Source organism: Micromonospora sp. SD12, from assembly GCF_052068495.1.
Classification (GTDB): Bacteria; Actinomycetota; Actinomycetes; order Mycobacteriales; family Micromonosporaceae; genus Micromonospora; species Micromonospora echinofusca.
Genome location: NZ_JBQHDF010000009.1, coordinates 1 through 26,551, shown reverse-complemented (window position 1 = coordinate 26,551; position 26,551 = coordinate 1). Strand labels below are relative to the sequence as shown.

Below are 26,551 nucleotides of genomic sequence, written 5' to 3'. Positions count from 1 at the left end.
CCTCACCAGCCGGTGTAGCAGGTCACCGGTACGGAGTAGAAGTCCCGCGCGTAGCCGCCCTGCTCCCGGGGGCCGTGGTTGGAGGCGCCGGTGCCGCCGAAGGGCAGGTGCAGCTCGGTCCCGGCGGTGGGCAGGTTGACCGAGACGATGCCGGCGCGGGCGTCGCGTTTGAACCGTTCGGCCGCCGACAGCGACGTGGTCACGATGCCGGCGGAGAGCCCGTAGTCGGTGTCGCCGGCGAAGCTGATCGCCTCGTCGAGGTCGTCGACCTCGATCACGCAGGAGACCGGGCCGAAGATCTCCTCCCGGGCCAACCGCATGTCGTTGCGTGCGCCGGCGAAGAGGGTGGGCCGCATGAACTGCCCCTCGTCCGGGTGGTGCGTCCCGCCGGCCACCACCCTCGCGCCCTCGTCGCGCCCGATCCGGACGTAGTCGAGGTTCTGGGCGAGCTGTTCGGGGCTCACCACCGGGCCCAGCTCGCTTTGGGGGTCGAGTGGGTCGCCGACCCGTAGCGCGCCGGCCGCCGCGGCCAGCGCGTCGACGAACCGGTCGTGGATGCCCGCCTGCACGATCAGCCGGCTCGACGCCGTACAGCGCTGGCCGGTGCTGAAGAAGCTGCCGTCCAGGGCGCAGCGCACCGCGACCTCCAGATCGGCGTCGTCGAGCACGACGAGGGGGTTCTTGCCACCCATCTCCAGCTGGAACCGCTTGTTGCCGTGCGCGAGGCACTGCCGTGCCACGTGGCCGCCGGTGCCGGTGCCTCCGGTGAAGGAGACGCCGTCGATCCCGGTCGAGGTCAGCAGCTCCTCGCCGACGACCCGCCCGGCGCCCATGACGAGGTTGAACACGCCGGGCGGCAGCGCGGATCCGGCGATGATCCGGGCGAGTTCCCCGGCCGAGGCGGTGACCAGTTCGGCGGGTTTGAGCACGACCGCGTTGCCGTAGGCGAGCGCGGGCGCGACCTTCCAGGCCGGGATGGCGAGGGGGTAGTTCCAGGGTGTGATGATCCCGACCACGCCCAGCGGGCGGCGCCGGACCTCGGCGTGGACGCCGGGGCGGGTGGAGGAGTAGACCTCGCCCTGCGGTTGCAGCAGTTGGTGGGCGTAGTAGCGGAAGGTCTGGCCGGCGCGGGTGACCTCTCCGCGCGCCTCGCTGAGCAGCTTGCCCTCCTCCCGCGAGAGCAGGACCGCGAGTTCCTCGGTGCGGCGCAGGATGGTGGTGCCGATGTCGTCCAGGACGGCCATGCGGGACCCGACGGGTTGGCTGGCCCAGCCGGGCTGCGCACGGCGGGCGGCTTCGATCGCCGCGCGGGCGGTGTCCCGGTCGGCCACGGCGTACTCGCTGACGACTTCGCCGGGGCGGGCGGGGTTGCCGTTGGACCGGCGTTCCCCGTCGACCCACTCGCCGTCGACGAGATTGAGATGCACGGTCACGCTCATCGGCCACCGGCCGCGGCGGCGAGGGTCTGGTCCATCGGGCCGGGCTCCTCGGGGAAGTGGCAGGCGACCTGGTGGCCGCTGCCGGCTGCCGTCGTGAGCACCGGCTCCTGCACCGCGCAGATCTCCTGCGCCTTCCAGCACCGGGTGCGGAAGCGGCATCCGCTGGGTGGGCTGAGCGGGCTCGGCACGTCTCCGGTGAGGATCACGCGCTGGCGCTCGGTCTCGACCAGCGGATCGGGGATCGGCACCGCCGACAACAGTGCCTTGGTGTAGGGATGCTGCGGCCTGCGGTACATGTCCTCGCACTCGCCCACCTCGACGACGGTGCCGAGGTACATCACGGCGATGCGGTCGCAGAGGTGCCGCACGACGGCCAGGTCGTGGGCGATGAACATCATCGTCAGACCCAGCTCCTCCTGCAGTTGTTCGAGCAGGTTGACGATCTGGGCCTGGACCGAGACGTCGAGCGCGGAGACCGGCTCGTCGGCGACGATGAAGTCCGGGTTGCTGACCAGCGCCCGCGCGATGCCCACCCGTTGTCGCTGGCCGCCGGAGAACTCGTGCGGATAGCGGTCGTGCCACTGCTCGCTGAGCCCGACCAGCTGCATGGTGTCCACCGCCTTGGCCCGCCGCCCGGCGGCGGAGAGGTCCGCGTGCACGAGCAGCGGCTCCTCGATGAGTTCGCCGATGGTCATGCGCGGGTTCAGCGACGCGTACGGGTCCTGGAAGATCATCTGCATCCGCCGGCGCATCGCCCGCATCCGGCCCCGGCTCAGGGTGGTCAGCTCGGTGCCGTCGAAGGTCACCGTTCCGCTGGTGGGTTTGAGGAGCTGGAGGATGGCCCGCCCGGTGGTGGACTTGCCGCAGCCGGACTCACCCACCACTCCGATGATCTCGCCCCGCCGGACGTCGAGGTCCACCCCGGACACGGCGCGCAGGCGGGCCGGACGCAGCTTGCCACGCGCGGGCACCTTGAAGTCGACCGCCAGGTCGCGCACCCGCAGCAGGGCGTGCTCGGAAGCGGCGACAGGGGATTCGGTCATCAGCTCTCCTCTGTCGAGAGATAGGGGTGCCGGTCCTGGGTGGAGAGCCAGCCGCCCTCGCTTTCCGGTCGCATGCCCCAGCAGCGGGTCAGCTGGCCCCGGTCCGGCTTCTCCCACGTGGTGATGAGGTCGGGTGCGTCCCCCTGGCACGTCTCCCGGACGTGCGCGCAGCGGGGCGCGAACCGGCAGCCGGGGGGCATCTCCGACAGCTCCGGCGGGCGCCCGGCGATCGGGCGCAGCTTGCCGCCACGGACGAGGTCCAGCCGGGGCACCGACCCCAGCAGCCCCCACGTGTAGGGCATCTGCGGACGGTGGAACAGGTCGACCGTCTCGGCCCGCTCCACGATCTGCCCGGCGTACATCACGTTGACCCGTTCCGCCATGCCGGCCACCACCCCGAGGTCGTGGGTGATGAGCAGGACGGCGGTCCGGGTCTCCCGGGCCAGTTCCCGAAGCAGTTCCAGGATCTGCGCCTGGATGGTCACGTCGAGTGCGGTGGTGATCTCGTCGGCGAGGATCAGCCGGGGCTGGCAGGAGAGGGCCATCGCGATCATCACGCGTTGCCGCATGCCGCCGGAGAGTTGGTGCGGATAGGAACTCAGCCGGGTCTCCGCGGCCGGGATGCGCACCATCTCCAGCAGTTCGACGGCTCGCGTACGCGCAGCCCTGCGGCTGAGTCCAAGGTGCAGCTCCAGGGTCTCGGTGAGTTGCTTCCCCACGGTCAGCACCGGGTTCAGTGAGGTCATCGGGTCCTGGAAGATCATCGAGATGCCCTTGCCGCGGACGGCCCGCAGCTCGCGAGGGCGCAGGCGCACCAGGTCCCGTCCTTCGAAGAGGACCTGTCCGCCGGTCACCTGTCCGGCCGGCGGCACGATCAGGCCCATGATGGACTGCGCGGTGGCCGACTTTCCGCAGCCGGACTCGCCCACCAGTGCCACCGTCTCGCCGGCGTCGACGGTGAACGAGACCCCGTCGACCGCCGTCACCGAACCCCGTGCCGCACGGAATTCGGTACGCAGGTCCCGCACCTCCAACAAGGCCATCGAACCCACCCCGCAGTCTGGACGCTTGAACGTCGCCATTCGTCAACCAGGAGTGTTGCACAGACGATGTTCGTCGTCTAGGCTCCCGACAGCGACGAATACCGCCACCCAGTGAAGTTGGAGCAACGTTGGCATCCAAGAGCTCGATCGAAAAAGATCGCAGCATCATCCGGGAACTCGTCCAGGACCCGCGACAGACGAACGTGGCGCTGGCCGCCAAGGTCGGTCTGTCGGAAGGGTCGGTCCGACGACGGATGGAAAGGTTGATCGCGGACGGGCAGTTGCAGTTCGCCGCGATTCCCAGCGCCGCGTTCATGGGGCGTCCGGTGCACACACTCTTCGAGATCCAGAGTGCGCCGGGCAGCACCGAACAGCTCATCGACAAGCTCGCGGGCATGCCCGAGATCGCGTACGTCTACCACGTGACCGGGCAGTTCGACGTCATCGCCGTCGGCTACTTCGCCTCCAGCAACGCCATGCGCCGGTTCTGGACGGAGCGGCTGGGCCACCTCGACGGGGTAATGGAGAGCCGCTCGGTGATGGTGCTGCGGGTCGCCAAGCGTGCGCACGAGTGGGCCCGCGACATCGCTGTCACCGGCGACGAGGAGTCCGCCTGGGACGCGAGCTCGGATCCTGGCGCGCCCGGTTCTGAAGTCTGACCAGACCGAAAGAGGCAAGACATGCTGCGCATCACGCTGATCCGCCTTGTATCGGTTATTCCGGTCCTGTTCGGGATCTCGGTGATCTCGTTCCTGGTGATCCGCATGATCCCCGGCGACGTGATCAGCTCGATCATGGGGCAGGACTTCGGCGACCCCGCGATCGAGGCGGAGATGCGCCGCTACTTCGGGCTGGACATGCCCGTGTACGAACAGTTCGTGCGGTGGTTGGGCGCCCTCCTGCAGGGCGACCTCGGCACCTCGATGCGCACCGGTCAGCCGGTGCTCGAAGAGATCATGCAGCGCTTCCCGTCCACGCTGTTGCTGGCCGTCTCGGCGCTGCTGGTCTCGATCCTCATCTCGATCCCGCTCGGTGTGCTCAGCGCCACCAAGCGCAACGGCCTGCTCGACGCCAGCACCCGGGTCGCGTCGCTGATCGGGCTGTCGCTGCCGAACTTCTGGCTCGGCATCCTGTTGGTGTACATCTTCTCGGTCTCGCTGGGCTGGCTGCCGTCACAGGGCGCCGGGGAGGGCGAGGGCTTCCTGGGCAGCCTGAAGTACCTCGTCCTCCCCTCGGTCACCCTCGGCGCCAGTCTCGCGGCGATCAGCATGCGGATGACCCGGTCCAGCATGCTGGAGGTGCTCAACCAGGACTACGTCCGCACCGCCCGCGCCAAGGGGCTGGGCGAACGCGGGGTCATGGTCCGGCACGCCCTGCGCAACTCGCTCATCCCGGTGGTGACCGTGCTGGGCATCCAGGCCGGGGCGTTGCTGGGCGGCACGGTCATCGTGGAACAGGTCTTCGCCTGGCCGGGGCTCGGCACCATGGTCATCCGTGGGATCAGCCAGCGTGACTACCCCGTCGTCCAGGGGACCCTGCTCTTCCTGGCCTTCTTCTACGTCGTGGTCAACCTCCTCGTCGACCTGCTCTACACCTACCTGGATCCGAGGTTGCGCAGTGGTCACTGAAGTCGTTCCCGGCCCCCGCCAACGTCCCGGCAAGCAGCAGGAGGGCGCCTCCCTGAAGTCTGTCGGGCGTCGTGGCGGGCACCTGCTGAGGTTGCTGACGCGTGACAAGGTCGGCCTGGTCGGGCTGGTCATCGTGGTGCTGATGATGGCGGCCGCCGCGTTGGCCCCGCTGATCTCCCCGTACGACCCGACCGCGATGTCCGACCAGCGGCTCGCCCCGCCCGGGGGCGATTTCCCGCTCGGCGCCGACGAGGCCGGGCGCGACCTGCTCAGCCGGGCGCTCTACGGCGCGCGCACCTCGTTGACGGTGAGCCTGATCGTGGTGACCTGCGCCGGGGCCATCGGCGTCCTGCTGGGGCTGCTCGCCGGCTTCTACCGGGGCGTACTCGACGCGATCATCACCCCGGCGACCGACATCATGTTCTCCTTCCCCACCCTGCTGCTGGCCCTCGCGGTCGTGGCCGCCCGCGGGCCGGGCACGGAGAACCTCGTCCTGGCCCTGGTCATCGTCTTCATCCCCAGCTTCGCCCGGATCGTGCGCGGCACCGCGATGTCGGTGCGCCGGGAGCCGTACGTGGAGTCGGGCCAGGCGGTCGGGCTGAGCAACACCCGGCTCATCCTCAAGTACATCCTGCCCAACTCGGTCGCCCCGATCGCGGTGCAGTTCACCACGAGCATCGCCTACGCGATCCTGATCGAGGCGTCCCTGGGCTACCTCGGGCTCGGCGTGCAGCCGCCCCAACCGTCCTGGGGCTCGATGCTCTCGAACGGCAAGTCCTTCATGGAGATGTCGATCTGGCCGTCGGTCGTACCAGGGGTCTGCATCATGATCGCCGTTCTCGGTTTCAACCTCCTGGGCGACACCCTTCGCGACGTTCTGGACCCGCGGCTGCGGGGCCGTTCCAGTCGCTGACCCGCAAGGAGCACAACCGCGTGGAATCCATCGACGAGCACCTGGTCCGCCGCCTCAGCGAGTGGTCCGCGGGTCAGTCGCTGCCCGAGCAGACCTCCCCGGACGTCGACGTGGACCCCGGCCTGCTGCTGGACTACCTCGACGCCCAGATCCAGAGCCGGCACCTCGACCTCGCGCTGCGCTGGTTGCAGGCCCGGCAGGAGGGGTTCTACACGATCGGCTCCAGCGGGCACGAGAGCAACGCCGCCGTCGCGCTGGCGCTGCGCCCGACCGATCCCGCCCTGCTGCACTACCGTTCCGGCGGCTTCTACGCCGCGCGGGCCGGTCAGGTCGCCGGCTCCACGCCGATCGCGGACGTGCTGCACTCGGCGGCGGCGTCCCGGCAGGACCCGATCTCCGGTGGTCGGCACAAGGTCTTCGGCCACCGGGACCTGAACATCATCCCGCAGACGTCGACGATCGCCTCCCACCTGCCGCGGGCCATGGGCCTGGCGTTCGCGCTCGACCGGGGCGTCACCGACACCGGATACCCGGCCGACGCCGTGGTGGTGTGCAGCTTCGGCGACGCCTCTGCCAACCACTCCACGGCGGCGGGCGCCCTCAACGCGGTGGGCTACAGCGCCCACCAGGGCATCCCGGTACCGCTGCTGTTCGTCTGCGAGGACAACGGCATCGGCATCAGCACCCGCTCCCCGCGGGGCTGGGTGCGCCGGATGCTGTCGGCCCTGCCCGGCATCGACTACGCGTACGCCGACGGCACCGATCCCGCCGGCCTGCTGGCCACCGCGGCCGACGTGGCGCACCAGGTGCGTACCCGGCGCCGGCCCGCCGTGCTGCACCTGAGCACCGTACGGTTCATGGGCCACGCCGGTTCCGACGCCGAACTTGCCTACCGCGCCCGCGCGGAGATCCTCGCCGACCACGCCCGCGATCCGATCCTGGCGACCGCGGCCCTGCTCGCGCGGCGCGGGATACTCAGTTCGGCCGAGACCCTCGACCGCTACGAGCACTCCCGCAAGCGGGTGATGGAGCAGGCCGAGCTGATGCTGGGCCGGGTCGGGCGACTGGACGACCCGGCGGCGGTGACCGCACCGTTGACCGCCCGGCGGGTGGACCGGGTCGGCGCCGCCGCGCGCCGTGCCGGTGCCGGACGGGAGAGGGCGTTCGGCGGCAGACCCCCCGAGTCCCGCGGCCCGCTCACCCTGGCCCAGTCGATCAACGCCGCCCTGCACGACGCGCTGCTGACCTGGCCGCAGGCTCAGGTCTTCGGCGAGGACGTGGCGCGCAAGGGTGGCGTCTACGGCGTCACCCGGGGGCTGCGGAAGGTCTTCGGGGCCAGCCGGGTCTTCGACACCCTCCTCGACGAACAGACCATCCTCGGGGTGGCGCTCGGCGGGGCCCTGGCCGGCACGCTGCCGATCCCGGAGATCCAGTACCTGGCCTACCTGCACAACGCGGAGGACCAGCTGCGCGGTGAGGCCGCGTCGCTGCGTTTCTTCTCCGACGGGCAGTACTCCAACGGCATGGTGGTGCGGATCGCCGGCCTGGCCTACCAGAAGGGGTTCGGCGGGCACTTCCACAACGACAACTCGGTGGCGGTGCTGCGGGACATCCCCGGGCTGGCCTTCGCGGTCGCCGCACACCCGGCCACCGCTCCCGCCCTGCTGCGCCAGTGTCTCGCCCTGGCCGAGCAGGAGGGGCGGGTGTGTGTCTTCCTGGAGCCGATCGCGCTCTACCATCGGCGTGACCTGCACACCGACGGCGACGGCGGCTGGCTCGCCGACTATCCGGAGCCGGCCGACTGGGCGGCGACGGAGAACCCGCTCGGCCAGGTGCGGACGGTGTGCGAGGGCACGGACCTGGCGATGGTCACCTTCGGCAACGGCGTTCCGATGAGCCTGCGGGTGGCCGCGACGCTGGCCCGGGAACGACAGGTCAGCACCCGGGTCATCGACCTGCAGTGGCTGTCGCCGCTGCCGGCCGTGAGCCTGCGCGCCGCGCTCGCCGGGGTCTCGCGGGTGCTCGTCGTCGACGAGAGCCGCACCAGTGGTGGCGTCTCCGAGGCGGTGGTGGCCGCGCTGGTTGACCGCGGCTTCACCGGCCCGATCTCGCGCGTCAACAGCGTCGACAGCTACGTTCCCCTGGGCCCGGCCGCCGACCAGGTGCTGCTGGGCGAGGACGACGTGCTGGCGGCGGCCCGCTCGTTGCTCGGGTGATCCCCGGCAGGACCGCAGGACGCCGGCGGCCCACCCGATCGACCGGGTGGCCCGCCGGCGTGTCTGCGGGACGCGTACGGCGTGTCCGCCCTGTCGAGCTGAGTCGTTGACGACATCAGGCGCCGCGTCCCCCCGGACGCCGGGCGGCAGCGGCCGGGCACGACGTGAGGCGGCGGAGCATCCGTATCCAGGTGCTCCGCCGCCTCACGACGCGGACGGGTCGGTCAGTACCCCAGCTCGGGCTGACGCTTCGTGCCGGTCAACGGCTCACCGGCCAGGTACAGGTCGAAGTTGGCGCAGAAGTCCGCGTAGAGCCGCTGCAGGTTGCCCGAACCCCGGAACGACGTGTGCGGGGTGAGCGTCGTGCGGGGCAGCCCCCACAACCGGTGCTCCGGGGGCAGCGGCTCCTCCTCGAACACGTCGAGCACGGCACCGGCGATCCGGCCCTGCCGCATGGCGTCGACGAGGGCGTCCTCGACGACCAGCGCACCCCGCCCGACGTTGACCAGGATGCCGGTCTCCTTCATCGCCGCGAAGTGCTCAGCGTCGAAGAAGTACCGGTTCTCCCTGGTCAGTGGCATGGCCAGCACCACGGAGTCGGCCTCGGGCAGCAGCGCGAGGTGGTCGGCGAACGAGACCACCCGGTCGAAGCCCTCGGCGGGCGTACCCGCACGGTTGACCCCGATCACGGTGACGCCCAGTGCCCTGGCGCGCCAGGCCACCTCGCGCCCGATCCCGCCGGTGCCGAAGACCAGCATGGTGCTGCCGATGAGGTCCCGGCCGACGATGCGCACCCACTCCCGGCGCTCCTGGGCCTCGCGCAGCTCGGGAAACGCCCGCTGGTGCAGCAGCACCGCACCGATGACGTACTCGGCGATCGGCACGTTGTAGGAGTTCCCGGATCGGGTGTAGACCAGCCCTTCGTCGAGGCGGCGGCGCATGATGTCGCCGCCCACCCAGTCGAAGCCGGCGGCGGTGATCTGGACCCAGCGCAGGCCGTCGCACTTGCTGAGCAGCTCGTCGAAGGTGTCCTCGTTCATCGCGCTGCGTAGGATCACCTCGGCGTCGAGGTACTCCGCACGTACCGGCTCGTCCTCCGGCACCGACGTGAACCGGCACTGTGGATAGCGCTCGCGCAGCTGCGGCAGCAGCTCGGCCAGGTTCGGCGTGATCAGGACGTGGGGTCCCCCGGTGGCGGTGGTCATGACGACTCCTGCGCCTGCTTCTTCCGCTCGTTGTAGGTCAGGCCGCCCTTGGCCCAGTTGTCGTACGAGACCTCGTACAGCAGGACGTGGGTGTTCTCCCGCGGGGAGCCGTACTTGACCAGCACGTCGGTCAGCTCGGCGATGATCGCGTTCTTGGTCTCCTGGTCACGCTTGCCGATCTCGGCACGGATGATTGCCATCGTCCTCAGTTCTCCTTTGTCGTCGCCGCCGCGGCGAAGTCGGGATTGTTGGCGTACTCGGCCTTGACCGCGAGGTAGGCGAAGGCGTGCGTGACACCGGTCCGCAGCACCCCGTCGAAGACCTCGCGGGCCTTCTCGATGTCGCCCTGGTAGTAGTGCCAGTTGCCCAGACCGTAGCCCTGTGTGACGGTCTTCAGGTCGTTGCCGTCACACATGGCCCACAGCTGCTCAGGGGTGATGTCGCCGGTGTAGAGCTGCATCCGGCCCTCGTAGCCGACCAGGTGGTCCTCCTGGACCAGGGCGATCTTGCGGAACCGGTCGAGCACCTCCTCGGCCTCGGCCGGCCGGCCGAGGCGGCGCAGCGCCATGTACTGCCAGTCCTGCGACGCCACGGTGCCCTCCTGGTGCCGGGAGGACTCCTCGGCCGCGCGGAAGCTGGGCAGGCAGCCCTCGAAGTCACCGCTCAGGTACTGGGCGACCCCGAGGTGGTACCAGATGCCGGCGTGCAGCGTCGTGTGGTACCGGCCGAGGGCCTGCGGGTCCTGGGCGGCCATGGTGTCGGTGAGGTGCTGCGGGCGTACCTGCTCGGGCCTGCCGAGGATCAGGCTGACGACGTCCTTCTCCACCTCGGGCTGGTACATCTCGTACTCGTCCTCGACGCCGGGCAGCTGGTCGGCCGCGGCGCGCAGGTCGGCGATGGCGCCGGCGTAGTCGCCGATCGAGATGCGCCGGTGCCCACGGAAGCGCAGCAGGCGTGCGCTGCCCGGCTCCAGCTCGAGCGCCTCGGTCAGCAGCGCCACCGACTCGCCGTGCTTGTTGAGATAGCCCTTGAGCCGGGCGGCGATGACGTAGCGGTCGGTCAGCGGTACAGCCGTCATGGGCCTGCCTTTCGTCGTCCTGCGGGGGTGGCGGGGGCGCCGGGAGGCCGGCGTCCCCGCCACGGCGTCAGCGGTCGAGCCAGATGTGCCGGTAGAAGCGGTACGTCGGTGTCGGGTCGCCCTGGTATCCCATGACGTCCTTCTGCACCACGTCGAAGTCCGCGTTCAGGAAGGTCATGGCCACCGGCCCGCGGTCGGCCAGGATCTTCTCGGCCTGCTGGTAGAGCGCGGCGCGCTTGTCCTTGTCCATCTCCGAGCGGGCCTGCACGACGAGGTTCTCGTACTCCTGATCGGTCCAGTTGCCGTAGTTCAGGCCGCCGCCGGAGAGGAAGCTGGCGGTGAACCGCTCGTCCGGGTCGTAGGTCAGACCGAAGCCGGACTGGTACATGTCGAAGTCGGCGGACTTCGTCTTCGTGTCGGCGATGGTCGACTCGACCGACTCGATGGTCACCTTGATGCCGATCTTGGCGAGCTGCTGCTGCTCCACCTCGGCCGAGCGCACCTGGAACGCCGACGTGGCGATGACCATGAGCTTGGCCTCGAAGCCGTTCGGGTACCCGGCCTCGGCCAGCAGCGCCTTGGCCTTCTCGATGTCGGCCTTGCCGTAGATCGGCTCCTGCACCGCGCCGAACCGGTCCGGTGGCAGGTATCCGGCGTTGAGCGCGGTCCCGAAGCCGGAGTTGGCCACGTTGAGGATCTCCTGGCGGTCGAGCGCGAGGAAGATGGCCTGCCGGACCTTGACGTTGTCGTACGGGGCCTTGGAGGTGTTGAGCCGCAGGTGCAGCGAGAGCGACCCGGAGCCGCCGTACCACTTGAGCTTCTCGTCGCGCTTGAGCGCGTCGATGAACTCGGGCGCGGGACGCCAGAGGAAGTCGACGGTGCCGCTGCGAACCGCCGCGGCGCGGGCGTTGTCGTCCGGGTTGAACGTGAAGTCCATCCCGTCGAGGTAGGGGACGCCCGGCTCCCAGTACTGGGCGTGCTTGTCGAGCTTGATGGCCTGGCCGGTGACCCGCGAGGCCATCTTGAAGGGGCCGCTGCCGCCGTCGACGCTGCCGTTGAGGCCGCCCGCCTCGGCCACCGTGCGGTCCACGATCGACGAGGCGGCGGTGGAGAGCAGGGTCAGGATCGCGGCGTTCGGCTTGGCCAGCTTCATCTCGACGGTACGTTCGTCGAGCGCCGTGACCGAGGTGATGCCCTCGTAGCTACGGGCCCGTGGCGCCCGGGTCGCCGGGTCCTTGATCCGTTCGATCGAGTACTTCACGTCCGCCGCGGTCACCTTGCGCCCGCTGTGGAAGACGGCGTTGTCGCGCAGCTTGAACGTCACCGACAGGCCGTCGGTGCTCTGCGTCCACGACTCCGCGATGGCCGGCTTGATCTCGCCCCGGTACGACTGCACCAGCGACTCGTAGATCTGCTCGTTGATGACGAAGGCCGAGGTCTCCGACATGCGGTGCGGGTCGAGTTCGTTCGCGTCCAGCCGGATCATGACCCGGAGCCGACCGCCGGACTTCGGGGTGCCTGCCGGCTGCGACTCGTCCTGAAGGCGGACGTTGCCGCTCAGGCCGTCGTTGGAGCTGCTGCCGCTGTTCTTGGACGGAGGCTCACCGCCTCCGCAGCCGGCGGCGAGCGCCGAGATGACGCCCACTGCCAGCACCTTGGTCAAAACACGAGTTCGCATGGGTCTCCTTGGCTGGTATCACGATCAGCACTTACAGGTCAGGCCGGTTTCCACGTCTGTCCGTAGACCCGGAGCCAGTTGCCGCCGAGGACCTTGGTCACGTCCGCCGGCGAGAAGCCGCCGTCCAGCAGCGCCTGGGTGAAGTTGGGGAAGTCCGCGGCGTCGTCCATCCCGATCGCCCGACGCTCGGTCCAGCCGAAGTCGCCGAGGAGGTTCTGGTGCTCCTTGGACTTCGACTGGGCGATGGACTTCAACTGCGCGATCCGCATCGGCTCGGTCCACGTCTCGTCGTAGTCGGTGGCGATCGCGACGTGGTCGATGCCGGCCACCTCCACCACGCGGCTGACGTGCTCGACGAAGCGGGCGAGATCCGGACGCCGGGACGGGTCCTCCGGGTAGTACAGGAAACCTGACAAGGTGGTGATGCCCATGACGCCGCCCTGCTCGGCGAGACTGCGCAGGTATCCGTCGGACTTGGCCCGGATGTGCGGCGACATCGCGTCGCAGAAGGAATGGGTGACGACGACCGGCTTGGCGGACGCCTCCATGGCGTCCAGGCCGGTGCGCTCGCCACAGTGCGAGACGTCGACCAGGATGCCCAGCTCGTCCATCGCCTGGACGAAGCGGCGACCCCGGTGCGTCAGACCCGAGTCGGTCTCCTCGCCGCAGCCGGCGCCGAGCAGGTTCTGCCGCTGGTAGGTCAGTTGCAGGATGCGGACGCCGAGATCGTAGAAGGTGCCGAGCAGGTCGAGATCGACGCCGATCATCTCCGTGTCCTGCGGACCGAAGATGACGGCCTCCTTGCCCTCGGCCTTGGCCCGTTCGATGTCGGCGACGGTCAGCGCGAGCAGCACGTCGTCGGAGTGTTCGTCGATCCACCTGCGGCACCGGTTCACCTCCCGCAGGGCGGTGACCGTGTCCGCGTACGGCCTGGTGACGGTGTGGTTGACAGCGGTGACGCCGCCTCGCCGGATCCGGTCGAGGTGGGCGTCGCTGAGCTCGATGACCGTGCTCCCGTCCACCACGGTGGCGGCGGCGTGGAGGTCGGTCGCCAAGTTGGCGGGAATTTCCGTGGCGGCAGTGTTCACGTCATCTCCAGGATCATCGGAAGATGGTGAGACCCTACGAGTGCCGGCGGTTCATGTCCATAGATCCTGGCTAACTCGTCAAATAATCGCCTCTGAGCGACGAATTTCGTCAAATTTGCAGGTCGTCAGTCGTTCTACGGGAGCACTACCGGACAAACAGGACGGCCTTCTGCTCCTGGCCTGATCACGGGGTCGTGGCGCGTCCGGTCGGGACCTTCGGGGTGCCACGGGTCGGAGGGCGGCGGCCGCGTACCGCGTCCCCGCCGACGTCCGGCATGATCACCCTGCGGCGGGGTCCCGCCGCGCAGCCGAGCGACCGTCGGACGGCGGGTGTGTCGTCACGCGAGGGGGAGTGGGCCGTGGCCACCGAACGAATCGGGCCGCCCGTCACCGGGGGTGAGCGCGAGATGCTGCGCGCCTTCCTCGACTACCACCGGGCGACCCTCGCGATGAAGTGCGACGGCCTGTCCGACGAGGACCTGCGCCGGCAGTCGATGCCCCCGTCCACCCTGTCGCTGCTCGGCCTGGTCCGGCACATGGCGGAGGTGGAGCGGGCCTGGTTCCGCCGCACCATCGACGGCGAGGACGTGCCGCTGGTCTGGTCGGACTCCGGTGACTTCCAGGTGGCGTACGACGCGAGCGGCGCCACCCGCGCCGATGCCTTCGACGCCTGGCAGCGGGAGGTGGCGCACTCCCGCCGCATCGAGCGCGCGGCCGAGTCGCTCGACGTGACCGGCCGCCACGCCAGGTCCGGCGAGGACGTGTCCCTGCGGCTGGTGATGCTGCATCTGATCCACGAGTACGCCCGCCACAACGGTCACGCCGACCTGCTGCGCGAGGGCATCGACGGCGCCGTCGGCGCCTGAGCCGGCCGGCGGCTTCCGCGCCCCGTGCGCTCAGCCGCCGGTGCGCAGCGGCAGCCAGGCCAGCACGTCCTGGATCTTCGCGTCCCAGTACGCCCAGTCGTGCGCGCCGGGGGAGAAGTCCACGGTGAGCGGCACGCCCCGCTCGTGGGCCGCCGCCACGAAGGTCAGGTTGTCCTCGTACAGGAAGTCCTCGGTGCCGCAGGCGACGCGCAGCGCGGGCAGGTCGTCGCGCGTGGCCCTGCCGAGCAGGGCGAGGAGGTCGTCGTCGCTGCCCGCGACGGTGCGCTCGCCGAAGGCGGTGTGCCAGACGGCGGGGTCGAGGGGCGCGGTCGTGGCGTGGCGGCGGGCGGCCACGTCGAGCGCGCCGGAGAGGCTCGCCGCCGCCGCGAAGCGGCCCGGCTCGCGCAGCGCCCACTTCAGCGCGCCGTAGCCGCCCATCGAGAGTCCGGCGACGAAGGTGTCCTCCCGGCGCGCGGAGAGCCGGAAGAACCCGTGGCACAGCCGGGGCAACTCCTCGGTGAGGAAGGTCCAGTACCGGTTGCCGTGCTCCTCGTCGGCGTAGAAGCTGCGCCCCACCTGCGGCATCACCACGGCCAGGCCGAGCGGCGCCACGTACCGCTCGATCGAGGTGCGGCGCAGCCAGATCGTGTCGTCGTCGGACAGGCCGTGCAGCAGGTAGAGCACGGGCGGGTCGCCCTGCCCGGCGCTGCCGGACATGCCGATCTGCGTGGTGGTCTGCTGGGGCAGGATCACCGTCATCGAGGTGCTGAGACCGAGCACCTCGGAGTAGAGGTCGACACGCGTCAGGGCCACGGTCGTCGACCGTAGCGGATCGTCAGGTCCAGTACAGGACCCGGCAGGCCGGCAGCCGGGCCGCCAGCTCGCGCTCGAACCAGGAGCGCAGCTCCGCCATGGTGTCGCGCGGGTAGACGTACTTCACCGCGCCGAACCTGCCGTACCTGCGGGTGCGGGCGGACTCGTCCATCTCCAGCCGGGTACGTGGGTACCAGCCGAGCAGCACCTCCCTGCTGCCCGGGGTGAAGCGGTGGGTGATCAGCTCGGCGGTCAGGTCGAGCCCGGGCACTCCGGCGACGGCGCCGGCCACCGCGTCGAGCAGTTCGCCGTAGTGCTCCCGCCAGCCGGGCAGCGGCATGATCGGCGCGACGGTCAGGCCCACGGGGTAGCCGTCGAGGGCGAGTCGACGCAGCGCCGACAGCCGGTCGGCGACCGTGGCGGTGCCGCCCTCCATCCGCTCGCTGACCGGGCGGCAGTTGACACTGAACCGCACCCGGGTGCGGCCGGCGTGCGGCAGCCCGACGAACGTGTCGACGTCGGCGTACTTGGTGGTCCAGCGCAGCTGCACCGGGGCGTCCCAGCCGGCGAAGTGCTCCACGGCCCGCCGCCAGCTGCCGGTGAGGTGCTCCAGGGCCAGCGGATCGGTGTAGCAGGACGCCTCGAAGGTGGTGCCCTCGCCGGCCCGCGCGGTGCTGCGGCTGGTCACCGTGCCCCGCCCGGCGTAGTCGGCCAGGCCGGCGAGGATGTCGTCCAGGTCGGCGTAGACCCGCGTCACCGGCGGCCCCGACAGCGAGCCGGCCAGGTAGCAGTACTGGCAGTGGGCGGGGCAGCCCTCCGCCAGGTCGAAGCGCCAGTCGGCGCTGGGCGCGATGGGTTGCAGCCTGCGGCGCGACGGCGGGCTGACCACGATCGCCATGGTCGCCTTCGCCCGCGCGTACGTCTGCCGTTCCGTGTCGCCCCGGACGCCGGTGAGCCGGTTGGCGCGCAGCCGCTCGACCTCGATGCCCAGGGCCTCGACCCGCTCGGCGATCCGCCGGCCGTGCGGATGGGCGAGTGCGGCCGGCGTGGCGACCACCCGGCGCGGCGTCCACCGCCGCGCCGGGCGCGCCGCCGGCGCCAGCCCGGCCAGGTCGCGGGTCGGCACGCGTTCGCCGCTGGCGTCGTGCGGTGCGGGCGGTACGTCGACGGCCAGCGGCTCGTCGACGTCCACGGGCTCTGCCCCGGGCCTCATCCGCGCCGGTTACCCGCCCCGCCGGCCGGCAACCCCGGGGCGGTCAGCCGCGCGTCGGTGCCCCGTCCGGCCCGCGCCCCGCCGCCGGCGCCAGCCGGGCGTCGAGGGCGTCGAGGTCGGGGACGAACCACACGTGCCCGGACCGGTTCGACTCGTGGACGAGGGCGCGCAGGGCCGAGCTGGCCGCGAGATGCGCGGCGATGTCGCCGACGACGACCAGGCGGATGCGGTAGTTGACGAACTTCTGCATGACCTCGCCGGCGAAGCGGGTGCCGAGGGCGAAGAAGGAGGGGTCGAGCCGGCTCGCCGGCACGGCCACCAGTTGGGCGCCGAGGAAGGCCGCGCCGATCAGGTCCAGCGCGTCCTGCTCGGTGGCCACGGGGGGACCGTCCGGGTCGCACACCAGCACCGGCACCCCGGCCCGCTCCTGGATGACGTCAGGCACCGCCGGCCTCCCCGGTGAGCAGGCCGTTGTCGCCGTCGAGCACGGCGTCGACGAGACGCAGCACGTCGGCGGTGGCCGAGGCGCCGCCCAGTATCACGATCTTCATGCGGTTTCGCTCCTCGTCGTGGACGGTCTGGATGCGCAGCGGGTGTGCGGGCTGGTGGTTGGTGTTCGCCGTGGCCAGGACGAGCGTGGCCAGCCGGTCGGCCGCGGCCCGGTCGACGCCGTCGATCTGCAGGATGCTCGACACCTCCACCGCCGCGCCGCCGGCGGGCGCCGGCCGGCCGGTCAGCGCGTCGAGGTCGGCGCGGGCGATCCGGTACTGCTTGCCGATCCGCACCGCCCTGAGCCGACCGGCGCGGATGTAGCCACGCACGGTGCGCACGTGCAGTCCCAACCGTTCGGCCACCTGCTCGACTGAGAACATTTCCTCACTCATCGGCACCCAATCTAGCCCCCATAGGGAAGTTTAGGGAAGTTCTCATCCTCGCCGCCGGGCACGTGTGTCCCCGAATATCCATTGCGCGGCCCCTGCGGCCCGCCTACCGTCATCGGCGCAAGGTCAACCGAACCACCCCAGGGGAGTACGCCGTGTCGCAGCGCACCCGCACCGACGCCACGTGGCCGACGCCGCGTGGTGGGGCCGCGCTGTCCACAGGCGGACGGGCCCACTGGCGGCGCCGCCCCGAACGGGGCCGGCGACAGGGGTGGTGGCGCGGCTAGCGCCGACGCGTACGCGCAGCCGCCCACCCCACCGGGGGAACGGGCGGCTCTTTCGTCCACCCGGTGCGAATCAGGTCGACCGCCGCACCCGTCGGGCCCCGCCCCTTCGGGCCGGCCGCGCGCCGGGCGCGGGGAGAGGCCGAGCGGCCACTCCCACCGGGTTCGACTCCCGGGCGGCCGTCGATCCCTTCCGGTTCCGCCGTCACGGCGACGACCAGCCGACGACACGAGGAGACGACGATGAGCTACACCCCGCTCGCGGGCACCCGCGCGCCGGTACGGGTCTGGACCGACCCGTACGCCATCGAGCCGCAGGCCGCCCAGCAGCTGCGCAACATCGGTGCGCTGCCCTGGGTGCAGGGCGTCGCGGTCATGCCGGACGTGCACTTCGGCAAGGGCGCCACGGTCGGCTCGGTCATCGCGATGCGGCAGGCCGTCTCGCCGGCCGCCGTCGGCGTCGACATCGGCTGCGGCATGTCGGCGGTGCGCACCACGCTGACCGCCGCCGACCTCCCCGACGACCTGGCTGGGCTGCGCTCGGCGATCGAGGCCACCATCCCGGTCGGGTTCAACCAGCGGGAGAAGCCGGTCGACCCGCGCCGGATCCGTGGGCTGGAGCAGGCCGGCTGGGACGACTTCTGGCGCCGGTTCGCCGACCTCGACCGGCGGGTGGCGCAACTGGAGACGCGGGCCCAGCGGCAGCTCGGCACGCTCGGCGGCGGCAACCACTTCATCGAGGTCTGCCTGGAGCAGGGCGGCGCCGACGACGGACGGGTGTGGCTGATGCTGCACTCCGGCTCCCGCAACATCGGCAAGGAGCTGGCGGAGCGGCACATCGCCGTCGCCCGGCGGCTGCCGCACAACGCCGACCTGCCCGACCGGGACCTCGCGGTGTTCCTCGCCGGCACGCCGGAGATGGACGCCTACCGCCGGGACCTGTGGTGGGCGCAGGAGTACGCGCGGCGCAACCGGGCGGTCATGCTCGCCCTGCTCTGCGGCGTGGTGCGGGAGCAGTTCCCGCAGGTCGGCTACGACGAGCCGATCAGCTGCCACCACAACTACGTGGCGGAGGAGAGCTACGACGGCGTCGACGTGCTGGTCACCCGCAAGGGGGCGATCCGGGCCGGCCGGGGGGACCTGGGCGTCATCCCGGGCTCGATGGGCACCGGCTCGTACGTCGTGCGGGGCAAGGGCAACCCGGACGCGTACTGCTCCGCCTCGCACGGGGCGGGGCGGCGCATGTCGCGGGCGCAGGCGAAGCGCACGTACAGCACCGCCGACCTGGCCGCGCAGACGGCCGGCGTGGAGTGCCGCAAGGACGCCGGCGTGGTCGACGAGATCCCCGGCGCGTACAAGGACATCACCCAGGTGATGGCGCAGCAGGAGGACCTGGTCGAGGTGGTCGCGCACCTCAAGCAGGTGGTCTGCGTGAAGGGCTGAGCGTCGACCGGCGCCCGGACGGGGGCGGGCGCCGGTCGTACGGCCCGGGCGGCGCGGCCGGCGTCCGGTGGGGATCCCCCCGTCCGGGCCGGCCCCCGATCGATACCCGTAGAGTCTCGCCGTGACCGAGATCGACGTACAGGTCGACCTGTTCCACCCGGCGGACCGGGTGTGGCACGCATTGACGGATCGCGCCCTGCTCGCCCGGTGGTTCACCGAGGTCGAGCCGATGGCCGGGGCGCGCGGCCGGCTGCTGCTGTTCACGGCGGGCCTGCCCGGGTTCGACGCCGCCGTCGACGCGGAGGTGACCGACCGGCGGGAGCCGGAGCTAATCGCGTTGCGGTGCCTCGAGGGCGGCCGACGCAGCCGGCTGACCTGTGCCGTCGCCCCCACCGCCGAGGGCTGCCGGCTGTCGGTGCGTGAGGTGCTGGAGCACGGCGGTTGGGCCGAGGAACAGCGCGAGGGCCGCGAGGAGTCCTACCGGCAGGCGCTGACGGGCCGGCTGCCGGCGATCCTCGACTGGCTGGCCTTCCGGCAGGTCGACCTGCGCCGGGGCGAGGCGGGGATGACCGCCGAGATGCCCGTGACCGAGGGCGTCGACGACGAGCCGGCGCCGGGCCGCCGCCGTTGGCCGCTGCTGGTCGGCGGGCTGGTCGGCGTCGTGCTGGTCGCCGGGGCGGCGGTGTGGGCCGTGCTGCCCGCCGACCCGGAGCCGGTCGCCGGCCCGGCTCCGGCACCGTCGCCGACCGCCACGGCCACCCCGAGCCGTACGCCGCAGCCGACGCCCTCCGCCCGCCCCACGCGCAGCGCCTCACCGAGCCCGTCCCGCCCGAGCCGCACGCCGTCGGCGACCCCCTCGGCCACGCCGTCGCGTACGCCCAGCTCGGGCGCGCCGTCGGCGCCCGCCCTGACCGCCCGCTACGAGACCGTGTCGACGCGGCTGCTCGGCTACACGGGCGAGGTGGTCGTCGACAATCCCGGCGGCGCGCCGGTGAACGGCTGGAAGGTGGTCGTCACGCTGGCCGAGGGCGGCTCGCTCACCGACGTCAGCGGGGCCGACTGGCGGCAGGAGGGGCAGGTCGTCACCTTCACCGGGCCGTCCGTGCCGGCCGGTCGCTCCCGCACGTTCACGTTCGCGGTCCGCGACGTCGACCCGCTCACCAGGGCGCCCGAGGACTGCGCGCTGGGCGACGCGCCCTGCGCGGGTCTCTGACGCCGGCGCGCGTACCCGTCGCGTCGGACACGCGCTGTTAGGATGGGCGGCAGTGATCGGGACAGGGAGACCAGACATGGCGGGTGACGACGACATCTCCGGGTGACACCGGATGGTGCCCGGCCACCGGCAGGCGTTCGACCGCCGCCGTGGGCCCAGGGCGTCGTTGCCGCATCCCGTCTCCCGGGCGCCGGGCGCGCCCACGTCACCGCAAGGGTCTCCCCATGCCGCAACCCTCCATCGTCTGCTCGCGCCTCTCCTTCTCCTGGCCGGACGACACGCCGGTCTTCGAGGGGTTGTCGTTCACCGTGGGCGCCGGCCGCACCGGCCTCGTCGCGCCCAACGGCGCCGGCAAGACCACGCTGCTCCGGCTGATCGCCGGCGAATGTCGGCCCACGGGCGGCTCCGTGACCGTCGACGGCGTGCTCGGCTACCTGCCGCAGAGCCTCCCGCTGACCGGTGACCTGACGGTTGCCGAGGTCATGGGTGTCGCGCCGGTCCTCGCCGCGCTGCACGCCATCGAGTCCGGGGACGCCGACGAGGAGCACTTCACCACCATCGGCACCGACTGGGACGTCGAGGAGCGCACCCGCGCCCAGTTGGACAGCCTCGGCCTCGACGACGTGTCCCTCGACCGCCGGCTGCACACCCTCAGCGGCGGGCAGGTGGTCTCCCTCGGCCTGGCGGCGCAACTGCTGCGGCGCCCCGACGTCCTCCTCCTCGACGAGCCCACCAACAACCTGGACCTCGACGCCCGCCGCACGTTGCACGCCGTGCTGGCGGACTGGACCGGTTGCCTGCTGCTGGTCAGCCACGACCGGGCGCTGCTGGACGGGATGGACCGCATCCTCGAACTCGACCGCGCCGAGATCCGCTCCTACGGCGGGAACTACACCGCGTACGAGGAGGCGGTGCGCGCCGAGCGGGAGGTCGCGGAGAAGAACGTCCGTCACGCCGAGCAGGAGGTCAAGCGGGAGAAGCGGGAGATGCAGCAGGCCCGCGAGCGGGCCGAGCGGCGGGCCGGCAACGCCGCCCGCAACCTCAAGAGCGCCGGTCTGCCGAAGATCGTCGCCGGTGGGATGAAGCGGAGCGCGCAGGAGTCGGCGGGCCGCGCGAACGAAACGCACGCCGCGCGGGTCGGCGACGCCAAGGCCCGGCTCGACGAGGCGGGTCGAGCCCTGCGCGAGGAGCAGCGGATCACGCTGGAGCTACCCGGCACGAACGTTCCGGCCGGGCGTACGGTCTTCGACGGCGAGGGGATGCAGGTGCGCTACGGCGGGCGTGCCCTCTTCGCCGGCGACGGGCTGGAGCTGACGATCCGGGGGCCCGAGCGGATCGCGCTCACCGGCCCGAACGGCGCCGGCAAGTCCACCCTGCTGCGCCTGGTCACCGGCGACGTGCAGCCGGAAGGGGGCCGGACCAGGCGGGCCGACGGCCGCATCGCGTACCTGTCGCAGCGGCTGGACCTGCTCGACCCCGACCGCACGGTGGCGGAGAGCCTGGCCGCGTACGCCCCGACGACGCCGGAGGCGCAGCGGATGACCCTGCTCGCCCGCTTCCTGTTCCGGGGCCCCCGCGCCCACCTTCCGGTCGGGGCGCTCTCCGGCGGCGAGCGACTGCGCGCCACCCTGGCCTGCGTGCTGTTCGCCGAACCGGCACCGCAGTTGCTCCTGCTGGACGAACCGACCAACAACCTGGACCTGGTCAGCGTCGCGCAGTTGGAGAGCGCGCTCGACGCGTACGAGGGCGCGTTCGTGGTGGTCAGCCACGACGCGCGGTTCCTCGCGTCGATCGGTGTGGACCGCTGGTTGCGGCTCGCCGACGGCCGGCTGCGGGAGACCGCCGCCCCCGCCGGCGTCGCATCGGAGTCGTGACCGGGGACGTCAGCCGATGCGGTACTGGTCGCCGTAGACGGCGAACACCAGCGGCGTGTTCAGGTTGAAGTTGCCGTTGTTCAGGAAGACCCGCTGCGCGGCGTCCACGCGGGAGGTGTCCGAGTGGGCGGGTTCCTTCCTCATCTCGGCGACCCGCTCGTCGAGGAAGGCGTGCAGCCAGGTCCGCTCGTCGCCGCCCTGGGCCGGGGGCTTCGCCCGGGCCAGGGCGCGGCTGCGGATCGCGCGCATGCCCTCGTAGCCGTGCATCACCGCCGCGTCGTAGTAGGCGAACTGCCCGAGCGCCCGCACCCCGTCGGCCTTGCCGTCGCGGACGGACGGGTTGAAGTAGACGCGGTCCCGCTCGGCCTCCTGCGCGGCCCGGAACACGGGATCTGCGGCGGCGGTGCGCCAGTCGCGGGGGAAGTACGGGTCGAGGCCGGCGTGCGAGTCGCTGCCGTTGACGGCGCGCAGCGCCGGCAGGTAGCCGGCCAGCACGTTGCCGGGCTTGGTCCGCGTGTACGCCTCCACCAGTTCGAGCATGTCGCCGGTGCCGGAGCAGAAGCCGATGATGCCGGCCGTGTAGCCCCGCCCGTCGCCGATGTCCTCGATGTAGGAGAACTGCGCGCGCCAGTCGAGCGAGGAGTTCTCCGCCGCCGACACGAGTTGCATGGCGACGTCCTTCTTGGCCGGGTCGTCGAGGGGAGCGCCGGCCGGGGCGGACGGGGTGGGCGTGGCGCCGCCGCCGGGCAGGGCCCACCGCTGGTTGGCGGTGCCGGAGCAACTCCAGATCTGCAACCGGGTGCCGTTGGCCGTGCTCCAGTCCGTGACGCCGAGGCACTTGCCCGAGCCGGTGTTGACCAGCGCGCCGTTGCTGGCGGTCCACTTCTGTGCGCCGGTGCCGTTGCAGTCGTACAGCTGCACCTTGGCGCCGTCGGCGGTCGACGCGGCGGTGACGTCCAGGCACTTGCCGAGCGCGCGGACCGATCCGTCGGCGTTGCCGACCGTCCAGACCTGGGCCGCGGTGTTGTTGCAGTCCCAGAGCTGGATCGGCGTGCCGTTGGCGGGGTTGGCCCCGGCGACGTCGACGCACTTGCCGCCGAGGCCGGTGACCGTCCCGGCCGCCGCGGCGCTGGCCGAGGGCAGGCCGTAGCCGATCGCGGCGACGGTGACGGCGAGTGCCCCCGAGAGCTGGGCGACTGTCCGCTTGCGAGGCATGGCGCTCCTCGGGTGGGATGGCGGCGCGCCGCCTCCGGTCGGTGGGCCCCGCGGCCCCGTACGACGGCCGGACGGCCACCGGGAGCTTCAGGAAACTGTATTAACAGATAGCAGCGCGTCGATTGGCTGTCAAACGTCGAGGCCGGTCACCTCTGGGTGGGGTGGCATGCGACGTGGCACGATGCGGGGTGGACCCGAGCATTGGAGGCGGCAGTGTCGACACCCGTCACCGAGTTGAGTGAGCTGCGGCGTCGCCTGTCGCGGGTGATCCTCGTGCATGTCGGGCTCTCGGTCGGCTTCGCGCTGCTCGCGGCGGGCGGCGTGTCGTCGCCCGCCGGGCGGGCGGGGGCGTTCGCCGTGCCGTGGCTGGTGATCGGGGCCGCCGGGGCGCTCGGTGCGTCGCTCATCGCCGCCGCCGCGTGGCGACTGCGCGCGGGCCTCGCGGCGGGCCGGTCGTCGGGGAGCCGGTGGGCCGTGAGGTGGGAGGCGTCGGCCCGCCTGGGCATGGCGCTCGCGGCGGCGGTGGCGCTTGCCGCCGGAGTCGCCGTGGCGCCGGCCGGGTCGGAGCGGGGATTCGTGATCGGGGTGGACGCGGCCCTCGCCGGCGCACTCGCGCTGTTCGCGCTGGCGGCCGGCGACGTCCGCCGGGCCGTCCGTTCGTCGGAGCGGACCGCCGCGTCGTCGGCCGGATGAGCGCCGGCGCCGGGGGCGATCCGCTCGCGGCGCCGAGGGGGCGGAGGGCGGTCCTCCCGGCGGCCGGAGCAGGCTCCGGCCGGGCCGGCGGCGGTCGGGGCCGAGCCGCGTGGCCGGGCCCGGTGCGGCCCGCCGCGACTGCGTGCCGATCCGGTCCGTGCGGCGCGCGGCGGTGCGGCCGGTATGACGATTCCGTTATGCCGCATATCGACGGCCCTCGCTCTAGCATTCACGTACATCGATGACCGGCGGTGGCACGCCGCCGGCCAACTCAGGGAGTGCGTGTATGTTCCGACGACAACTGCTGCGCGCGGCGACCGCCGCGCTGGCGGCGGTGCTGGCCGCAACCGGAATGCAGGTCGCCACCGACACGAGCGCGTCCGCCGCCGCCCGCACCGTCTACTACGACGCGAGCCGCGCCGGCGAGTTCCGCACCAACTTCGACCAGGCTGCGACCATCTGGAACAGCCAGGTCAGCAACGTCCGGCTGGTCCCCCGCACGCCGGGCAACGTCACCATCTACGTCGACAGTGGCTGGCCGCGCGCCCAGGTCACCAGCCTCGGCGCCGGCCGGGTCTGGATGGGCTGGACCGCCGTCAACCAGGGGTACAACCGTACCCGCATCGCCACCCACGAGCTCGGCCACATCCTCGGCCTGCCCGACCGGCGTACGGGGCTCTGCTCCGACCTGATGTCCGGCAGCAGCGCGCCGGTCTCCTGCACCAACGCCTACCCGAGCGCCGCCGAGGCGTCCCGGGTGGACCAGCTCTTCGCCGGCGGTCTCGCCGCGGCGGAGGCGCCGACCGGCACCTTCACGTGGAACGACACCGACGACATCTCGCCGCTGGTGGTCAACGGCCGGCCGGCCACCGAGAACTACCCGTGGATGGTGTACGTCTCCGGCTGCACCGGCACGCTGATCAAGGCGAACTGGGCGGTCACCGCCAAGCACTGCGGGACCCCCTCCTCGGTGCGGGTCGGCAGCATCTACCGCAACAGCGGCGGCACCGTCGTCTCGGTGATCCGGGCGGTGAACCACCCGAGCGTCGACGTCAAGCTGCTCCAGCTGTCCAGCTCGGTCAGCTACGCCCCGGCGCCGATCCCGAGCACCTCCGGCGCGGTCGGCACCGCCACCCGGATCATCGGCTGGGGCCAGACCTGCGCCCCCCGGGGTTGCGGTAGCGCCCCGACCGTCGCGCACGAGCTGGACACCTCGATCGTCGCGGACAGCCGTTGCCTCGGCATCAACGGCCCGTACGAGATCTGCACCAACAACACCAACGGCAACGCGGGCGCCTGCTACGGCGACTCGGGCGGCCCGCAGGTGCGCCGGATCAACGGGGCGTGGGCCCTGATCGGCGCCACCAGCCGGGCCGGCAACAACAACTCGACCTGCGCCACCGGCCCCTCCATCTACGTGGACCTGCCGTCCATCCGGACCTGGATCAACACCCAGGTCGGTGGCCTGCCGGTCTGACCCACCCCGGTACGGGGGACGCCGCTGACGGCGTCCCCCGTACGTCTGTCTTCGGGGCCGTGCCGCCGGGGCGTCACGCGGCGACCACCCGGAGTGCGGTACGGTGCCTGGCACATCGACCCCTTCCGAGGTGAACCATGCGTGTCGTGGCCGCGCTCGCCCTGACCCTGGCGTTGGCTCCCGCGCCGACGCCCTCTGGCGGCCCGGTGGGTGACCTGCTCGACGGCGTCGGGCGGGTCGTCGACGACCTGCTCGACGGCGGTGGGAAGGCCACCCCGGGCGCCTCCCCGACGCCCGTCCCGTCCCACTCGACGGCGCCCGCCCCGGGCCCGGTCGGCCCCTCGGTCGCCCCGGTGGCGCCCGGCCGGTCCGCGCCCGCCAGCGCCAGCGTCGCCGGATCCGCACCCGTGAGTTCCCGCGACGGGACCGCCGGACGCCCGGCGGCACGGGAGGGTGAGGCGCCGCCCGCGAACGGGCCGGGCGCCGCCTCCGACGCTCCCTCGACGGTCGCGGCCCCGCCCCGCGAGGACGACGGGGGAGTGGACCGGTGGCTGGTCTACTGCCTGGCGCTGGGTGTCCTGGTGCTGTCCGTGCTGCTCGTCCTGACCCGGCGTCGCCAGCCTGCCGTCGCAGCGACCGGTACGGCTGGCCCGGCGACCGGCGCGGCCGGGTCGGCGAGTGGCGCGGCCAGTCCGGCGACCGGCGTGGGTGTCGCGGGGAGCGGCGCGGCTGGTCCCGCGCCCGGCTCGGGTGTCGCGGGGAGCAGCGCGGCCGTCGCGGATTGTCCGGCGGCCGGCGGGGGTGTCGCGGCGGCGGTTGGCGCGGCCGGGTCGGCGAGTGGCGCGGCCAGTCCGGCGGCCCTCACCCCGGACCCGTACGAGGAACCCGTGGCCGACAACGTGACCCACCTGCCGACGGAACTCAACGCGATCTACGAGTTGGGTCGGCTCGACGAGCGGCTCATCCAGGAGCGCAACCGCCGGTCCTGAGCCGGACGAGCAGCGAACGGGGGACCCGGGAAGCGACCGGCGGCGGGTGCCCGGACGGGGTCGACCCGGGCGGGAGGGCTGGCGCTGCATGGCGAGAGGGCTGGTCCCCGGGCTCGGCGCAACGTCCCGGCTCGGCGGCGTGGCGCCTCCGGCTAGCTCGACGCCCGACAACGGTATGACGAAAGGGCCGGCCCCCGGGTGGGGGTCGGCCCTTGTCGTCGTTGCGTGGTGCGGGGCTGCTGGTCAGGCGGTGTAGCCG

General features: G+C 72.0%; 24 protein-coding genes. 11 read left to right on the top strand and 13 right to left on the bottom strand.

What is annotated here, in order from left to right; genetic code table 11:
- Positions 1-2: 2 nt before the first annotated feature.
- Genes ACTMS2_RS18705 through ACTMS2_RS18695 form a run of 3 tightly spaced genes read right to left on the bottom strand, consistent with a single transcriptional unit; the run spans position 3 to position 3,525 of the window.
- Positions 3-1,427 carry an aldehyde dehydrogenase family protein gene (locus tag ACTMS2_RS18705; RefSeq protein ID WP_441176517.1) on the bottom strand — a complete coding sequence of 475 codons (1,425 nt, stop codon included), beginning with the start codon at positions 1,425-1,427 and terminating at the stop codon, positions 3-5.
- An 8-nt stretch (positions 1,428-1,435) separates the two neighbouring features.
- Positions 1,436-2,482, bottom strand: coding sequence for an ABC transporter ATP-binding protein (locus ACTMS2_RS18700; protein WP_363904571.1), 1,047 nt, complete (start codon positions 2,480-2,482; stop codon positions 1,436-1,438).
- Positions 2,482-3,525: an ABC transporter ATP-binding protein gene (locus ACTMS2_RS18695; protein ID WP_441176516.1), complete on the bottom strand. Its 1,044-nt coding sequence runs from the start codon at positions 3,523-3,525 to the stop codon at positions 2,482-2,484. Before ACTMS2_RS18695 ends, ACTMS2_RS18700 begins: the two co-directional genes overlap by 1 nt.
- Positions 3,526-3,653: 128 nt before the next feature.
- Between ACTMS2_RS18695 and ACTMS2_RS18690 the strand changes: the two genes are divergently transcribed.
- The 4 genes from ACTMS2_RS18690 (at position 3,654) to ACTMS2_RS18675 (ending at position 8,282) form a co-directional block, all read left to right on the top strand.
- A complete protein-coding gene (locus ACTMS2_RS18690; protein ID WP_101410296.1) occupies positions 3,654-4,184 on the top strand; it encodes an Lrp/AsnC family transcriptional regulator in 531 nt (176 codons plus the stop codon).
- Positions 4,185-4,205: 21 nt separating this feature from the next.
- Entirely contained in the window at positions 4,206-5,153 is a 948-nt protein-coding gene (gene nikB / locus ACTMS2_RS18685) for a nickel ABC transporter permease (protein ID WP_250102417.1), read from the top strand.
- Positions 5,143-6,066 (top strand): ABC transporter permease, encoded by a 924-nt coding sequence (locus tag ACTMS2_RS18680; protein WP_441176514.1) that lies wholly within the window; start codon positions 5,143-5,145, stop codon positions 6,064-6,066. The genes nikB and ACTMS2_RS18680 overlap by 11 nt, the downstream gene beginning before the upstream one ends.
- An 80-nt stretch (positions 6,067-6,146) precedes the next feature.
- A complete protein-coding gene (locus ACTMS2_RS18675; protein ID WP_441176683.1) occupies positions 6,147-8,282 on the top strand; it encodes a thiamine pyrophosphate-dependent enzyme in 2,136 nt (711 codons plus the stop codon).
- A gap of 224 nt (positions 8,283-8,506) precedes the next feature.
- Here ACTMS2_RS18675 and ACTMS2_RS18670 read toward each other — a convergent pair whose 3' ends face one another.
- From ACTMS2_RS18670 to ACTMS2_RS18650, 5 genes are all read right to left on the bottom strand, one after another.
- Entirely contained in the window at positions 8,507-9,487 is a 981-nt protein-coding gene (locus ACTMS2_RS18670; protein WP_441176513.1) for a D-2-hydroxyacid dehydrogenase, read from the bottom strand.
- Positions 9,484-9,687: a tautomerase family protein gene (locus ACTMS2_RS18665; protein ID WP_089000078.1), complete on the bottom strand. Its 204-nt coding sequence runs from the start codon at positions 9,685-9,687 to the stop codon at positions 9,484-9,486. Before ACTMS2_RS18665 ends, ACTMS2_RS18670 begins: the two co-directional genes overlap by 4 nt.
- A gap of 5 nt (positions 9,688-9,692) precedes the next feature.
- A complete protein-coding gene (locus ACTMS2_RS18660; protein WP_441176512.1) occupies positions 9,693-10,565 on the bottom strand; it encodes a tetratricopeptide repeat protein in 873 nt (290 codons plus the stop codon).
- Between the two features lie 67 nt (positions 10,566-10,632).
- Positions 10,633-12,243 (bottom strand): ABC transporter substrate-binding protein, encoded by a 1,611-nt coding sequence (locus ACTMS2_RS18655; protein WP_441176510.1) that lies wholly within the window; start codon positions 12,241-12,243, stop codon positions 10,633-10,635.
- Positions 12,244-12,281: 38 nt separating this feature from the next.
- Positions 12,282-13,298, bottom strand: a complete 1,017-nt coding sequence (locus ACTMS2_RS18650) for a dipeptidase (protein ID WP_441176509.1) — start codon at positions 13,296-13,298, stop codon at positions 12,282-12,284.
- Positions 13,299-13,690: 392 nt separating this feature from the next.
- Between ACTMS2_RS18650 and ACTMS2_RS18645 the strand changes: the two genes are divergently transcribed.
- A complete protein-coding gene (locus ACTMS2_RS18645; RefSeq protein ID WP_441176508.1) occupies positions 13,691-14,197 on the top strand; it encodes a DinB family protein in 507 nt (168 codons plus the stop codon).
- Positions 14,198-14,227: 30 nt separating this feature from the next.
- On the opposite strand, the gene ACTMS2_RS18640 is transcribed toward ACTMS2_RS18645, so the two are convergent.
- The 4 genes from ACTMS2_RS18640 to ACTMS2_RS18625 all read right to left on the bottom strand — a co-directional run bounded on the left by ACTMS2_RS18640 (position 14,228) and on the right by ACTMS2_RS18625 (position 17,107).
- Positions 14,228-15,010: an alpha/beta hydrolase gene (locus tag ACTMS2_RS18640; RefSeq protein ID WP_441176507.1), complete on the bottom strand. Its 783-nt coding sequence runs from the start codon at positions 15,008-15,010 to the stop codon at positions 14,228-14,230.
- A 22-nt stretch (positions 15,011-15,032) separates the two neighbouring features.
- Positions 15,033-16,202 carry a spore photoproduct lyase family protein gene (locus ACTMS2_RS18635; protein ID WP_441176506.1) on the bottom strand — a complete coding sequence of 390 codons (1,170 nt, stop codon included), beginning with the start codon at positions 16,200-16,202 and terminating at the stop codon, positions 15,033-15,035.
- A gap of 64 nt (positions 16,203-16,266) precedes the next feature.
- The gene (locus ACTMS2_RS18630; protein ID WP_441176505.1) at positions 16,267-16,668 is read right to left on the bottom strand and encodes a DUF4180 domain-containing protein; all 402 of its coding nucleotides are present in this window, start codon (positions 16,666-16,668) and stop codon (positions 16,267-16,269) included.
- Positions 16,661-17,107 carry a helix-turn-helix domain-containing protein gene (locus ACTMS2_RS18625; RefSeq protein WP_363904600.1) on the bottom strand — a complete coding sequence of 149 codons (447 nt, stop codon included), beginning with the start codon at positions 17,105-17,107 and terminating at the stop codon, positions 16,661-16,663. Before ACTMS2_RS18625 ends, ACTMS2_RS18630 begins: the two co-directional genes overlap by 8 nt.
- Before the next feature lie 524 nt (positions 17,108-17,631).
- Here ACTMS2_RS18625 and ACTMS2_RS18620 point away from each other — a divergent pair.
- The 3 genes from ACTMS2_RS18620 (at position 17,632) to abc-f (ending at position 21,918) form a co-directional block, all read left to right on the top strand.
- Positions 17,632-18,831, top strand: coding sequence for an RtcB family protein (locus tag ACTMS2_RS18620; protein WP_089000085.1), 1,200 nt, complete (start codon positions 17,632-17,634; stop codon positions 18,829-18,831).
- A 121-nt stretch (positions 18,832-18,952) separates the two neighbouring features.
- On the top strand, positions 18,953-20,044 hold the full coding sequence (locus tag ACTMS2_RS18615) for an SRPBCC family protein (protein ID WP_441176504.1): 1,092 nt from the start codon (positions 18,953-18,955) through the stop codon (positions 20,042-20,044).
- A gap of 224 nt (positions 20,045-20,268) precedes the next feature.
- On the top strand, positions 20,269-21,918 hold the full coding sequence (abc-f, locus tag ACTMS2_RS18610) for a ribosomal protection-like ABC-F family protein (RefSeq protein ID WP_441176503.1): 1,650 nt from the start codon (positions 20,269-20,271) through the stop codon (positions 21,916-21,918).
- A 9-nt stretch (positions 21,919-21,927) separates the two neighbouring features.
- Here the strand turns inward: abc-f and ACTMS2_RS18605 are convergent, their stop codons facing one another.
- Positions 21,928-23,133: a chitosanase gene (locus ACTMS2_RS18605; protein ID WP_441176502.1), complete on the bottom strand. Its 1,206-nt coding sequence runs from the start codon at positions 23,131-23,133 to the stop codon at positions 21,928-21,930.
- 213 nt (positions 23,134-23,346) lie between these two features.
- Here ACTMS2_RS18605 and ACTMS2_RS18600 point away from each other — a divergent pair, with 213 nt between their 5' ends.
- From ACTMS2_RS18600 to ACTMS2_RS18590, 3 genes are all read left to right on the top strand, one after another.
- Positions 23,347-23,826: a hypothetical protein gene (locus ACTMS2_RS18600; RefSeq protein WP_441176501.1), complete on the top strand. Its 480-nt coding sequence runs from the start codon at positions 23,347-23,349 to the stop codon at positions 23,824-23,826.
- A 241-nt stretch (positions 23,827-24,067) separates the two neighbouring features.
- The gene (locus ACTMS2_RS18595; protein WP_441176500.1) at positions 24,068-25,303 is read left to right on the top strand and encodes a snapalysin family zinc-dependent metalloprotease; all 1,236 of its coding nucleotides are present in this window, start codon (positions 24,068-24,070) and stop codon (positions 25,301-25,303) included.
- A 137-nt stretch (positions 25,304-25,440) separates the two neighbouring features.
- Entirely contained in the window at positions 25,441-26,292 is an 852-nt protein-coding gene (locus ACTMS2_RS18590) for a hypothetical protein (protein ID WP_441176499.1), read from the top strand.
- Positions 26,293-26,551 lie beyond the last annotated feature (259 nt).

Excerpts from the sequence above, each read along its gene's own strand:
- ACTMS2_RS18670 (WP_441176513.1), bottom strand. The coding sequence starts at position 9,487 with ATGACCACCGCCACCGGGGGACCCCACGTCCTGATCACGCCGAACCTG.
- ACTMS2_RS18605 (WP_441176502.1), bottom strand. The coding sequence starts at position 23,133 with ATGCCTCGCAAGCGGACAGTCGCCCAGCTCTCGGGGGCACTCGCCGTC.
- ACTMS2_RS18660 (WP_441176512.1), bottom strand. The coding sequence starts at position 10,565 with ATGACGGCTGTACCGCTGACCGACCGCTACGTCATCGCCGCCCGGCTC.
- abc-f (WP_441176503.1), top strand. The coding sequence starts at position 20,269 with ATGCCGCAACCCTCCATCGTCTGCTCGCGCCTCTCCTTCTCCTGGCCG.
- ACTMS2_RS18695 (WP_441176516.1), bottom strand. The coding sequence starts at position 3,525 with ATGGCCTTGTTGGAGGTGCGGGACCTGCGTACCGAATTCCGTGCGGCA.
- ACTMS2_RS18625 (WP_363904600.1), bottom strand. The coding sequence starts at position 17,107 with ATGAGTGAGGAAATGTTCTCAGTCGAGCAGGTGGCCGAACGGTTGGGA.
- ACTMS2_RS18700 (WP_363904571.1), bottom strand. The coding sequence starts at position 2,482 with ATGACCGAATCCCCTGTCGCCGCTTCCGAGCACGCCCTGCTGCGGGTG.
- ACTMS2_RS18665 (WP_089000078.1), bottom strand. The coding sequence starts at position 9,687 with ATGGCAATCATCCGTGCCGAGATCGGCAAGCGTGACCAGGAGACCAAG.
- ACTMS2_RS18655 (WP_441176510.1), bottom strand. The coding sequence starts at position 12,243 with ATGCGAACTCGTGTTTTGACCAAGGTGCTGGCAGTGGGCGTCATCTCG.
- ACTMS2_RS18620 (WP_089000085.1), top strand. The coding sequence starts at position 17,632 with ATGAGCTACACCCCGCTCGCGGGCACCCGCGCGCCGGTACGGGTCTGG.
- ACTMS2_RS18590 (WP_441176499.1), top strand. The coding sequence starts at position 25,441 with ATGCGTGTCGTGGCCGCGCTCGCCCTGACCCTGGCGTTGGCTCCCGCG.
- nikB (WP_250102417.1), top strand. The coding sequence starts at position 4,206 with ATGCTGCGCATCACGCTGATCCGCCTTGTATCGGTTATTCCGGTCCTG.
- ACTMS2_RS18595 (WP_441176500.1), top strand. The coding sequence starts at position 24,068 with ATGACCGGCGGTGGCACGCCGCCGGCCAACTCAGGGAGTGCGTGTATG.